The sequence below is a fragment of the Nitrospirota bacterium genome, from assembly GCA_023229435.1.
Lineage (GTDB): Bacteria > Nitrospirota > UBA9217 > UBA9217 > UBA9217 > JALNZF01.
In genome coordinates, this window is sequence record JALNZF010000016.1 from 21055 (window position 1) to 33588 (window position 12534).

The 12534-nt window shown below is 56.4% G+C and carries 12 protein-coding genes and 1 pseudogene; 2 read left to right on the forward strand and 11 right to left on the reverse strand.

What is annotated here, in order from left to right; all coding sequences use genetic code 11:
- Positions 1 to 14 precede the first annotated feature (14 nt).
- A complete protein-coding gene (locus tag M0R70_11050; protein ID MCK9419904.1) occupies positions 15 to 668 on the forward strand; it encodes an adenylate kinase in 654 nt (217 codons plus the stop codon).
- A 222-nt stretch (positions 669 to 890) separates the two neighbouring features.
- On the opposite strand, the gene M0R70_11055 is transcribed toward M0R70_11050, so the two are convergent.
- Entirely contained in the window at positions 891 to 1406 is a 516-nt protein-coding gene (locus tag M0R70_11055; GenBank protein MCK9419905.1) for a DUF4410 domain-containing protein, read from the reverse strand.
- Between the two features lie 415 nt (positions 1407 to 1821).
- Between M0R70_11055 and M0R70_11060 the strand changes: the two are divergent.
- Positions 1822 to 2136: pseudogene (locus M0R70_11060) on the forward strand (DUF853 domain-containing protein).
- A gap of 41 nt (positions 2137 to 2177) precedes the next feature.
- Here the strand turns inward: M0R70_11060 and hisF are convergent.
- The 10 genes from hisF to prfA form a co-directional block, all read right to left on the reverse strand.
- Positions 2178 to 3035 (reverse strand): imidazole glycerol phosphate synthase subunit HisF, encoded by an 858-nt coding sequence (gene hisF / locus M0R70_11065; protein ID MCK9419906.1) that lies wholly within the window; start codon positions 3033 to 3035, stop codon positions 2178 to 2180.
- 172 nt (positions 3036 to 3207) lie between these two features.
- Positions 3208 to 3954 (reverse strand): 1-(5-phosphoribosyl)-5-[(5-phosphoribosylamino)methylideneamino]imidazole-4-carboxamide isomerase, encoded by a 747-nt coding sequence (gene hisA / locus M0R70_11070; protein MCK9419907.1) that lies wholly within the window; start codon positions 3952 to 3954, stop codon positions 3208 to 3210.
- 94 nt (positions 3955 to 4048) lie between these two features.
- Positions 4049 to 4714, reverse strand: coding sequence for an imidazole glycerol phosphate synthase subunit HisH (gene hisH / locus M0R70_11075; GenBank protein ID MCK9419908.1), 666 nt, complete (start codon positions 4712 to 4714; stop codon positions 4049 to 4051).
- A gap of 93 nt (positions 4715 to 4807) precedes the next feature.
- Positions 4808 to 5398, reverse strand: a complete 591-nt coding sequence (gene hisB / locus M0R70_11080; GenBank protein ID MCK9419909.1) for an imidazoleglycerol-phosphate dehydratase HisB — start codon at positions 5396 to 5398, stop codon at positions 4808 to 4810.
- A 115-nt stretch (positions 5399 to 5513) separates the two neighbouring features.
- Complete coding sequence (gene hisC / locus M0R70_11085; GenBank protein MCK9419910.1) at positions 5514 to 6602, reverse strand: histidinol-phosphate transaminase; 1089 nt, start codon at positions 6600 to 6602, stop codon at positions 5514 to 5516.
- A 97-nt stretch (positions 6603 to 6699) separates the two neighbouring features.
- Positions 6700 to 7620 carry an ATP phosphoribosyltransferase gene (gene hisG, locus M0R70_11090; GenBank protein MCK9419911.1) on the reverse strand — a complete coding sequence of 307 codons (921 nt, stop codon included), beginning with the start codon at positions 7618 to 7620 and terminating at the stop codon, positions 6700 to 6702.
- A gap of 95 nt (positions 7621 to 7715) precedes the next feature.
- Positions 7716 to 9008 carry a histidinol dehydrogenase gene (gene hisD / locus M0R70_11095; protein ID MCK9419912.1) on the reverse strand — a complete coding sequence of 431 codons (1293 nt, stop codon included), beginning with the start codon at positions 9006 to 9008 and terminating at the stop codon, positions 7716 to 7718.
- A gap of 67 nt (positions 9009 to 9075) precedes the next feature.
- Complete coding sequence (gene murA / locus M0R70_11100; protein MCK9419913.1) at positions 9076 to 10323, reverse strand: UDP-N-acetylglucosamine 1-carboxyvinyltransferase; 1248 nt, start codon at positions 10321 to 10323, stop codon at positions 9076 to 9078.
- A 121-nt stretch (positions 10324 to 10444) separates the two neighbouring features.
- Positions 10445 to 11374, reverse strand: a complete 930-nt coding sequence (prmC, locus tag M0R70_11105; GenBank protein MCK9419914.1) for a peptide chain release factor N(5)-glutamine methyltransferase — start codon at positions 11372 to 11374, stop codon at positions 10445 to 10447.
- A 26-nt stretch (positions 11375 to 11400) separates the two neighbouring features.
- The gene (gene prfA, locus M0R70_11110) at positions 11401 to 12468 is read right to left on the reverse strand and encodes a peptide chain release factor 1 (GenBank protein MCK9419915.1); all 1068 of its coding nucleotides are present in this window, start codon (positions 12466 to 12468) and stop codon (positions 11401 to 11403) included.
- Positions 12469 to 12534: the final 66 nt, after the last annotated feature.

Here is a 12534-nt window from a genome sequence, read left to right on the forward strand (position 1 = left end):
GGAGGTAAGTCACCATGAGGATCATTCTGTTAGGAGCACCGGGCGCGGGCAAGGGCACGGTGGCAAAACTGTTGACAGCACTGGACGGCTCGGTCCAGATCTCGACAGGAGATATTCTGCGCGGCGCGGTAAAGGCCGGCACCGCGCTCGGCAAAGAAGCGCAGGGCTACATGGACCGGGGCGACCTGGTGCCCGATTCATTGATCATGGGCATCATGGAGCAGCGGCTCAAGGAGAAGGACTGCCAGAAGGGTTTTCTCCTCGACGGCTTCCCGAGGACGATTCCGCAAGCCGACGCTCTCGATGCGATCCTGAATAAGCTGAACATCAAGCTCGATCTCGTGGCGAGCATCGAGGTCCCGCGTGAGGTGATCCTCGACCGATTGACCACGCGCAGGACCTGTTCCAATTCTTCCTGCCAGGAGATCTACAACATCAAGAGCAATCCGCCGGCCCCCGGCGACAAGTGCAAGAAGTGCGGCAGCCCCACGATCCAGCGCGCTGACGAGACCGTGGAGGCCATCAGCAAGCGTCTCGACGTGTACAATGAGAAGACCGCGCCGCTCATGGGCTACTACCAGAAGAAGGGCATGCTGCTCACCATACGCGAGTCCGGCAGCGATGGTGTGGTGAAGGCGATTCAGAAGGGGATCGCGGCGAAAAAATAGCGCGCATTGCGCGCTATCCTGAGCGCGTCGAAAGACTCAGGGCGCAGAGCAGAGCGAAGGATATTGGTTACACAGCAAAGGCGGGATGAAAGCATCCCGCCTTTTTTATTTTTATTGCGCGGCCACGGTTCTGAGTTTCACCGTCAGATTAAAAGCGCCTATTGTGGCAACACGTGATCGAAAACCTGCGTCCAGCGCCGTATGTCTGATGGAGCCTCTATTTTACTTTGACAGTGTTTCGCCGATCTTTTTCACGAGGCGTTCATTGAGCTCTTCGGCGCATTTGGTCCAGTCTCTCGTGGTGCTGTCCTCATCATCATACGACAGGGCCACCTTGCCGCTCGATCCAGATAGTTCATAATGGTTCTTGAGTATTGTGGTGCCGGCCATCATGCCGACCCAAAAGCGCGCCGCCCCGCTTACCATCCGCAAATCATTGATCCTGACGGTTACGAGATAATTTGCAGAGCCGGGGACATATTGGTTGCGTTTCTGGATCAGCGTCGGATTATAGCCTGCGTCCTTCAGCATTTCGATCAGATTCTCTTCCATGAACTGACCCATTTCATTCCGGTCCTTGCTTTCGTCCTCTTTCATGTCGCTCTTGATCCCCCGGTCCAAGAGCACAAAGATCGCTACCTGCTTGCCGTCCTGAATGACAGGTCCTTTTGACGCACACCCGAAGACGAGTGAGGCAACTATTGCAACCACTGCGACTGCAACAAACTGTCTTTTCATGACAATATCCTCCTCATAGAGTAGTTTCTGAAACAACATGACGATCAGAAAATGCGTATGTGTGAATTACCAGGAAGCATATCATACATAACACGAAACGCGCTGATAATCTTATCGCTGTCGACCGGTCATATAGATACGCTGTTCTTTGTTATCAAACGAATAGCGGTATCATATGGAAAACAATATAGCATAAAATGATCATCAGGGAAATAATATTCATGAAAGTGATATATGATGTTCAGAAACGATTTCTCGATAACATTGCTGACGCCCTGTCATGTCCGACCCCGTTTAAAGTGCTGCCTCACGAACCTAAATTGCGGCCATGCTTCTCGAGGAATTACTTGCCTTTGAAATAACTTTATGGAATAATCCACTCAAAAATACCTCGCATGTCCCTCCTGGAGAAACTATGGCACAAAAAACAGAAATAATGATCATTGCAAAAGGCAAGGATGAGGCGGGGATCCTGCCGCAGATGGCGAATCGGCACGGCCTGATCGCCGGCGCCACCGGCACGGGCAAGACCGTGACGCTCCGGGTGATGGCCGAACAGTTCAGCAGGATCGGCGTGCCGGTCTTCTTGGCGGATGTAAAAGGAGATCTTTCCGGCATCGCGAAGCCCGGCGGGGACCGGCCGCAATTCGCCGACAGGGCAAAACAGCTTGGCGTCGATGATTTCTCTTTTGAAGGTTGTCCCACGGTGTTCTGGGATCGATTTTCGGAGGGGGAGGAAAGAGGCGGTAATTTGTTGTGAGGCACATTGGCCTACAACCGCACGGGCACACCGCGCTTCTGTAAATATTCCTTTGCCTGCCTGATGGTATATTCCCTGAAATGAAAGATCGACGCAGCGAGCGCGGCATCGGCTTTGCCTTTTGTAAAACCGTCGTAGATGTGTTCCAGATTCCCCACGCCACCGGATGCGATGACGGGAATGGTGACCGCCTCGGCTACAGCCCGCGTCAGCGCCAGGTCGTAACCATTTTTCTGACCATCCTGATCCATGCTTGTGAGCAGGATCTCACCCGCCCCGTACTCTTCCATCTTCTTTGCCCACGCTACGGCATCAATGCCCATGGGTCTTCTGCCGCCGTGGGTGTAGACCTCCCATTTGAGTGCGGAATGCGGAGTGTGGAGTGCGGATTGAGACAGAAACAATGCTGCGTACCGGGGGTCATCGGCCCATTTGAGCGGGGGTTTGAAGTCCTTGTCGTGGGCAACAACCTGCTTTGCGTCGATGGCGACCACGATGCACTGGCTGCCGAAACGCATGGACGCGGCCTTGATGAACTCCGGATCGTGGACCGCCGTGGTGTTGATCGATACCTTGTCGCACCCGGCGAGCAGGAGGTTGCGGATATCGTCGAGGACCTTGATACCTCCGCCCACGGTAAGGGGCATGAACACCTGCTCCGCCGTGCGGCGCACGATGTCGAGGATGATGCCGCGCTCCTCGTGCGATGCGGTGATGTCAAGGAACGTGAGTTCGTCGGCACCCTGTTCGTCGTACACTTTCGCGATCTCGACCGGATCCCCGGCGTCGCGAAGGTTAACGAAGCTGACGCCCTTTACCACTCGTCCCGCTTTTACATCAAGGCAGGGTATGATGCGTTTGGTTAACATAACTGAAAAAAAACTCCACAAATTAAAAAAATCATGAAAAACCTTCTCTCGCGGAGGCGCGGAGGCCGCAGAGTACTACAAAAAACTTTTAAGTTTTACATACAAAAAATACTTATAGATCTTTGGTACTGCCTTTCTCTGCGAGCTCTGCGTCTCTGCGAGAAACCTGCTTTTACCTTGAGCACTGATTATCATTCATCTTCACAAACGTTATGGCTTCCTTGAGATCAAGCGATCCGCTGTATATGGCTTTGCCGGTGATCACGCCGCTTACACCGGAGTGCCGCACCGTAAGAAGTTGTTCAATATCCTTCATCGTGTGGACGCCGCCGGAGGCAATGACCGGGATATGGAGCGCCCTTGCAAGCGCCTGCGTGGCCTCGATGTTCGGGCCCGACAGCATGCCGTCGCGCTTGATGTCCGTGTAAATGACGGCGATGACGCCATACGCCTGCATTTGTTTTGCGAGGTCGATTGCCTGCACCTTCGTGACCTCCGCCCATCCTTTGATTGCCACCATGCCGTCTTTGGCGTCAATTCCGACGATGATCTTTCCCGGGAACGCATTACAGGCTTCCTGCACAAAGGCGGGGTTCTCGATCGCGGCAGTGCCGAGAATGATGCGGTCTATGCCGATCGAGACGAGGGCGCTGATCGTGGCCATGTCACGGATGCCGCCGCCGACCTCAATCGCGATCTTGATGGCGGCGCGTATCGCTTTGATGGCATCGAGGTTTTTCGGTACGCCTGCAAAAGCGCCGTCCAGGTCCACGACATGGAGTATCTCCGCGCCCTGCGACTCCCAGTGCTTTGCCGTGGTCGCGGGATCGTCGGAATAGACCGTGGCCTTGTCCATGAGACCCTGTTCAAGGCGGACGCACTTGCCTTCTTTCAAGTCTATGGCGGGAATGATTAACATGAAAACCTCAAAACCTATTTACCGCAGAGGGCGCAGAGAAAAATTATAGATCTGTATTGCTCTTCTCCGTGTCTCTGTGTCTCCGTGGTGGATGTTATGTTTTCTGTTCTCCGAATCTTTTCAGGATCGACAACCCCAGCGCCTGGCTTTTCTCCGGGTGGAACTGGACCGCAAGGATATTGTCCTTCCAGATGCTCGAGACGAACTCGATGCCGTATGGGGTGGTGGTCGCGATCACGCCCTTGTCCTCCGGTACGACATGGAATGAATGCACGAAGTAGACATGGCTGTTCTCGGGAACGTCTGTTAACGCAGGCGGCCGCCTCTTGAAGGTAAGTGAGTTCCAGCCCATGTGCGGGACCTTCAAAGTGCCGAGTTCCCCCGATTGAGACGTTCGAGGGCAGGCTTCATGCGGAGTGTCGAATGCAGGGCCTTTGAAGCGAACGACGCGGCCCTTGATGATGTCCAGACCCTTCGATATTCCGAACTCTTCGCTTTCCGTGAACAGGAGCTGGAGGCCAAGGCAGATGCCGAGAAAAGGTTTGCCGACGCTGACGCTCTTCTTCACCGCGTCGATGAGGCCGTATTGCTCCAGATTCTTCATGCAATCAGGGAACGCGCCCACGCCGGGCAGAACTACCTTGTTCGCATTCAGGATCGTCTTCGCGTCGCTCGTGACTACGGCCTCATGGCCTGTGTGTTCAAAGCCCTTCTGGACGCTCCTGAGATTGCCCATTCCGTAATCAATAATAGCGATCATAAAAGACCTTAACCACAGAGGGCACAGAGGTGAAGCGGTCAAATATCTACGCTGTGAACTCTGTCAAACCTCCGAGTCCTCTGTGGTGAATAATTAGATTTTCCCTTTTGTTGAGAGCACGCCCTTGATCCTCGGATCGAGGCTCGTGGCCTGGTCCAGGGCGCGGCCGAAGGCCTTGAAGATGCCTTCGAGCATGTGATGGACATCGCGGCCATATAAAATGCGGATATGGAGGTTCATGCCTGCGTGATTGGCAACAGAGCGGAAGAAGTCCTCGGCAAGTCCGGGATCGAAGTCCTTGAGCTTGTATTTCTTCGGCAGGTCCAGCTGGTACACAAGATACGGCCTGCCGGAGAGGTCCATGACCACCTGCGCGAGCGCCTCGTCCATGGGTACGGTCGCTTCGCCGTACCGCCGGATGCCCTTGCTGTCCCCGAGCGCCTTCTTGAGCGCCTGGCCGAAGGCGATGCCGAGATCCTCCACGGTGTGGTGATCGTCGATCTCAATATCGCCTTTTGCCTTGATCGCAAGGTCGAAGAAGCCGTGTTTGGCTATGTGCGAGAACATGTGGTCCATGAACGGCACCGAGGTCTTGATGCCGTACTTGCCGGTCCCGTCAAGGTCCAGGGAAATCCTGATGTCCGTCTCTTTGGTCTTGCGTTCGATAGTCGCTTTGCGTCGCATTTACTACTCCTTCTTCTCCCGTCATTCCCGTGAAAACGGGAATCCAGTCTTTGTGGGCAATGGCTTGAGCCCTGGATACCCGCGTTCGCGGGTAAGACGACTTTTTACGAATGTGTTATTGCTGATTCGCAGTCAAAATTAGTTTCAGCGTCTTCAGAAACTCCTTGTTCTCTGCCGGCGTCCCGATGGTCACCCGAAGGCAGTTCTTGAGCGGTCCTGGTTTGTTCAAATTCTTGATAAGGATGCCGGCCTGCTTGAGCTTCTGATGAATTCGCGATGCGTCCGCAGCAGTCCTGATCATGATGAAATTGGTCTCTGATGGATAGGCGGTGACGCCCGGAAACTTCGACAACGCATTATATAATCTTTTCCGCTCCAAAATCAACAGGGAAATCTGGCGTTCGATGACGTCCTGGTGTTCGAGAGCGGTTATCGCAACCGCCTGGGACAGGCTGTTGATATTATACGGAAGCCTGATCTTATTCAGTTCATCGATGATGTTTTGCGAGGCAGTCAGTACGCCGATGCGAAGCCCGGCAAATCCGATCTTCGAAAGCGTCCTGAGTATGATCATATTGGGATGTTTTTTCAGGAGCGGCAGCCAGGTCTTGCCGGAAAAACTATAATACGCTTCATCGATCACAACCGCGGCATCGGCATGCTCCAGGATATTCCTGATCTCCGTGTCCGAGAAACGGTTTCCCGTAGGATTGTTCGGGCAGGCAAGGAAGATCACTTTCGCTTTGCGCTCTTTTGCCTTCTTGAGCACCAGGTTCGCGTCGAGGTCAAAGTTGTTGTCGAGCGGTACCGTGACTACGCTCTGCGCGAGCGCGCGGGAGGTGATCTCGTACATGGCAAAGGTCGGCGCCGGGGCCAGTACGGGGCCGCCGAAGGCGAGGATGACCGCCTGGATCAGTTCGTCCGAACCGTTGCCGAGGATCATCTGTTCAGGCTTTATCCCCCACATCGCAGCGATGGCCTTCTTGAGCTTTTTGGCCGACGGATCAGGATAGAGGTTGATCTTCGTATTCCTGACAACGGCGGCGATCTCGCGACGGAGCGCATCGGGCAGAGGGAAGGGGTTCTCCATGGCGTCGAGCTTGATGCGAACGGGCGTTTCGTCGACGTGGTACGCCGCAAGCTTGCGCACCTGGGGCCTGATAAGGGTCACGATGTCTTTTGTTTTCGGTGATTTCGTTCTCATGATAGGGGGAATATACAAGAATCACGCGCGATGTACAAGCGAAAATTATGTTAAAACAACTGAGGCGGCCGTTTGGCCGCCTCAGTTGGTCGTGTCATTACGCAATGACCTTGTTCAGGGGATACTCCACGATTCCCGATGCGCCGCGGCGTTTGAGCCGGGGGATCAGGTCGCGCGCCTGCTTTTCGTCCAGGATCACTTCCAGGCTTACCCACTCGGGATCGGTCTGATGCGAGATCGTCGGCGCGTGCATGGAGGGCAGAAGGCCGCAAATCTCCTTCAGGTTCTTCTTGGGGGCGTTCATCTTGAGCCCGACCTTTTCCTCGGCAGACAGCGCGCCCTGGAGCAGCATGGCCATGTTCTCGATTTTCTTCCGCTTCCATGGATCGCTCCACGCCTTCTTGTTTGCGATGAGCCGCGTGGTGGACTCGAGCATCACTTCAACGATGCGAAGATTGTTCGCGCGGAGCGAGCTGCCGGTCTCGGTGAGCTCCACGATCGCATCGGCGAGGCGGGGAGGCTTCACCTCCGTGGCGCCCCAGGAGAATTCGATCTCGGCAGTGACTCCCCGGGACTTAAGGTAACGCTTTGTATAACCCACGAGCTCGGTGGCGATGCGTTTGCCCTTCAGGTCCTTGAGCGTTTTGATCTTTGAATCCTCGGGCACGGCCACGACCCAGCGCACCGGGTTAAGGCCTCCCTTGGCATAGCGAAGCTCGGCGACCTCGACCACATCGGCATTCTGCTCGAGGATCCAGTCCTTGCCCGTGAGGCCGACATCGAAGATGCCGATATCAACATAGCGCGCCATCTCCTGCGCCCGGACCAGGGTGCAGTCGATGTTCGGGTCATCGATGGTCGGGTAGTAGCTGCGCGAACTGACCTGTACGCGGTACCCTGCCTTGTCGAAGAGCTTGAAGGTTGCTTCCTGCAGGCTCCCCTTGGGCAGGCCGAGCTTGAGCTTTTGACTTGCGAGAGCAGTTTCTTTCGGCGACGACTTTTTGGATTTTACAGGCATGTGGCCTCCTCATGCTATTATTCCTGACGCAAGTAATTGGAAAGTGAAGGTTGAAAATTTTAAATTTGAAATTTCCAACTTCCAATTTCCAATAATTATTTCTTCGCCATCCTCACCCGGATGGTATTCCCGTGCGCCTCCAGCCCTTCCACGTCCGCGATCTGCATCACGGCTTCGCCCACCTTGTCCAGGCCCTCTTTTGTATAGAAGATAAGGCTGGATTTTTTCATGAAGCTGTCCGTGGACAGGGGCGAAAAGAACCGGGCCGTGCCGCCCGTGGGGAGCACGTGGTTCGGGCCGGCGATATAGTCGCCCACCGACTCCGGCGTGTAGTGGCCGAGGAAGATGGCGCCCGCGTTCTTGATCAGCGCAAGGAGCTCAAACGGCTTCTCAACAGCAAGCTCCAGATGTTCCGGCGCGATGGAGTTGGAAACCGCGGCAGCCTCCTGCAGGTCGCCCACGATCACGATCACGCCGAACCGGTCGATGGCCTTGCGGGCGATCTCTTTCCTGCCCAGGTTAGCAAGCTGACGCTCGACCTCGGCATCCGTTTTTTCCGCAAGCTCACGCGAGGTGGTGACGAGGATCGAGGATGCCAGTTCATCGTGCTCCGCCTGCGACAGCAGGTCCGAGGCAACGAACTCCGGGTTTGCCGATTGGTCGGCGATGACTAGGATCTCGCTCGGCCCTGCGATCATGTCGATGTCCACCTGGCCGAAGACGTACCGTTTGGCTGTGGCCACATAGATATTGCCCGGTCCCACGATCTTGTCCACCTTGGGGATCGTGGCAGTGCCGTAGGCCATGGCCGCGATCGCCTGCGCGCCGCCGATCTTGTAGATCTCGCTCACACCCGCGATATCAGCGGCAACGAGGATGTACGGGTTCATGGTACCACCCGGCACGGGAGAGCACATCACCAGATGCTCCACACCGGCTACCCTGGCCGGGATCACATTCATGAGCACCGTAGAGGGGTAGCACGCCTTGCCGCCGGGCACATAGACACCGGCACACTGGATCGGCCGCGCGAGCTGGCCGAGGATAACACCGTCGGCCTCCTGGCTGACCCAGGAGCTGATCTTCTGTTTTTCATGGAAGGCGCGGATGTTCTGCGCCGCGAGCTTCAGCGCGTCCACCTTCTTTGTTTCGACGTTGGTATAGGCATTCCTGATCTCCTCGGGAGAAATCTTGAGGTCCTTGAGCGCGAGGGTCACCCGGTCGAACTTCTCGGTGTATTCGAGCACCGCGGGGTCTCCATGCTTGCGAACGCGCTCGACGACCTCTTTCACGACAATGGCGACTTCCTCAGTCGCGGTCTCGCCGCGGTTGATGATCCGCTTGAGTTCAGCGACGATGTCTTTTTGCTGTGAGTCGATGATCTTCATACAACCTCTTTAATTTCGGATTTCGGATTTTAAATCCGCATTCCGCAATCTGCAATCCGCAATCGGCTTACACTCTCTTAATGTCCGCCCCCAGCGCCGAGAGCTTCTGCTCAATATTATCATATCCCCGGTCCAAATGGTATATGCGCGATATCACGGTCTGTCCTTCGGCGGCGAGGCCGGCGAGGATGAGCGAGGCGCTTGCGCGCAGGTCCGTCGCCATCACCGGCGCCGCGGAAAGCTTCGGTACTCCCTTGATGATCGCGGTGCGTCCGTCGGTCTGGATGTCGGCCCCCATTCTCCGGAGTTCCGCCACATGCGTGAAACGGTTCTCGAAGATGGTTTCGTTGATGACGCTCGTGCCTTCCGCCAGGGACACCAGGCTCATGATCTGCGCCTGCATGTCCGTGGGAAATCCGGGATACTCCAGGGTGGTGACGTTCACGGGTTTGATCACGCGCTGACCAGTGACCTGGATCGTGCTGTCATCGGTCTTTATCAGTGCCCCTGTCTCGGATACTTTCGCGAGCACGGCATCGAGATGGCCGGGAAAACAGTTTTTGATCACGACCGTTCCGCTGGTTATGGCCGCGGCGATCACGAAGGTCCCGGTCTCGATCCTGTCCGGCATGACGGTGTAGTCCAGGGCATGAAGCTTCTCGACACCCTGTATCCTGATGATGTCCGTGCCCGCTCCCTCGATCTTCGCGCCCATCCGGACAAGGGCGTTCGCGAGGTCCACGATCTCGGGCTCCCGCGCTGCGTTCTCGAGGACCGTTTCCCCCTCCGCGAGCGAGGCGGCCATCATGATGTTCTCGGTGCCGGTCACGGTCACGGTGTCGAAATAAATATGCGCGCCGCGAAGCTTCTTCGCGCCGGCCACGACATAGCCGTGTTCGATCTCGACGGTCGCGCCGAGCTTTTCCAGGCCCATGAGGTGCAGGTTGATCGGCCGGGCTCCGATGGCGCATCCGCCGGGCAGCGACACGCGCGCCCTGCCCATGCGCGCCACAAGCGGCCCGAGCACCAGGACCGATGCCCGCATGGTCCGCACAAGATCGTAGGGCGCCTCGGGATTCGCCAATGCCGTGGAATCGATCAGGACATCACCGCCCTGCCGCTCGAAGGACACCCCCATGTTCTGGAGGATCCTGCCGAAGGTCGTTACATCGGCCAGGCGCGGGACATTCGCTATCCGGTGTTTTCCTTCACAGAGAAGCGCTGCCGCAAGGATCGGCAGGGCGGCATTCTTGGCCCCGCTGATGAAGACTTCGCCGCTCAGTTTTTTTCCGCCGTTGATGTATATTGATTTCATGGTATTTACTCAGGTTGTCAGGTTCACGGTTCAAGGTTTATGGTTTAGGCTGAATAAACGTCAAACGGGGTTCATGATTATCCAACCCTGAACCGTGAACCTGAAACTTTGAACCTGGCTCTTATGCCTTTCTTGCCACGATCACTCTTTCGATTCCCGCCAGGTCCTTCAGGACCCCGGGTTTGTCGTATGCGCCGGTTGTTTCAATCATCCGCGTGAGCGCCTCTGCCTGACCCAGTCCCATTTCCATAATGAGCGCGCCGCTCTTCTTCAGATACCCGGTCGCGTTCCTTATGATCCTCATCGCGATCTCCGTGCCCTCGTGACCGGCAATAAGCGCCATGGCAGGCTCGTACTCTCTCACCTCGGGCTGGAGTGTGGGCAGGTCGCCTGTCCGAACATAGGGCGGATTCGATACCATGATATCAATGTGCCCGCGAATGTCCAGCTCTTCCAGCGGTTCGAAAAGGTCGCCCTCAAGAAATCGGATGCGATTTGCCACGCCATGATGACGGGCATTTTCTCTGGCAACTGCAAGGGCCTTCTCAGACGCATCGGTCGCGATAACGCGGGCAGAGGCCAGTTCTTTCGCCAGGCTCACGGCAATACAGCCTGAGCCGGTGCAGAGATCAACGATCCTGACCGGACTGTTCCGGTCCTGGACGAGCGCGAGTGCCGCTTCAACGATGAGTTCGGTCTCGGGCCTGGGGATGAGCACGTCAGGCGTGACCGTGAACTCAAGGCCCCAGAATTCCTGGTTGCCGATGATATGCTGAAGCGGTTCGCGCTTTGTTCTGCGTCGGATCGCTTCGTCAAAATCCCGCCGAGCTCTATCATCGAGCATATCGTCTCGATGGGTGATGAGCCAGACGCGGTCTTTCTTGATGATATGAGCGAGAAGCACTTCAGCGTCGAGCCGGGCATGGGTTACGCCAGCTGCGGATAACCGGTTTGTCGCGTTGAGTATGGCTTCGATGATGGTCACTTGTTCCCAGTACGGAGCGTAGCGTGCGGAATTTGGAATATTGGGTGTTTGATTTTCACGTCGCATTCCGCACTCCGAATTCCCCGCTGCACTCAAAGATTTTTCAGCCGCTCCGCGTTCGCCGCCGCGGTCAGGCCGTCGATGAACTCGTCGATGTCGCCGTCCATAACGGAATCGAGCCGGTACAGCGACATCCCGATGCGGTGGTCCGTTACGCGGGTTTGCGGAAAGTTGTAGGTCCGGATCTTTTCACTGCGTTCTCCGGAGCCGACCTGTGACCTGCGGTCCTGGGCTGTTTCGGCGTCCTGCCTGGCCCGCTCCTTCTCCAGCAGCCGGGCCTTCAGGATCTTCATGGCCTTGATGCGGTTCTTGAGCTGCGATCGCTCGTCCTGGCACGCGACCACCTCGCCGGTGGGGATGTGGGTGATCCTGACGGCGGAGTAGGTGGTGTTCACACTTTGCCCGCCGGGACCGGATGAGCAGTAGGTATCGATGCGCAGGTCCTTCTGCTCGATGTTCACTTCAACGTCGTCGACTTCGGGCAGCACGGCCACGGTCACCGTGGAGGTGTGTATCCTGCCGCTGGATTCGGTTGTAGGCACACGCTGGACCCGGTGCACGCCGCTCTCGTATTTAAGCCTGCTGTACACTCCCTTGCCCTGGATCTGGGCGATGACCTCCTTTGCGCCGCCGACGCCGGTGGTGCTCATGTCCAGAAGGGTGACCTGCCAGCGCTTCTTCTCCGCATAGCGGGAATACATGCGGAACAGCTCGGCCGCGAAAAGCCCCGCTTCGTCGCCGCCCGCGCCGGCGCGGATCTCGAGGAAGATATTCCTGTCGTCCCGCGGATCCCTGGGCACGAGCATGAGCCGGAGTTCCTGTTCCAGGCGCTCGCTTTTCAGCGTGAGTTCCCTGAGCTCGGCCTCGGCCATTGCGCGCAGCTCGGGGTCCGACTGCTTGTCGTTGGTGATCTCCCCGGCCTCATGGACCTGCTTTACCAGGGCCCGGTAGGCACGGTAGTGGCTTACCACGTCCTCGATGTCCGACCGCTCCTTGGAGTACTTCTGGTATTGCAGGTGGTCGGCAGCGACGACGGGATCGGACAGGAGCCTGGTCAGCTCGTCATATTTTTCCGCAACTGCTTCTAATTTTTTGAACATAATAAGTAAAGGCATTTACCACAAAGGCACCAAGTCACGAAGAGAAGCCTTAAAATATTTTTTTCT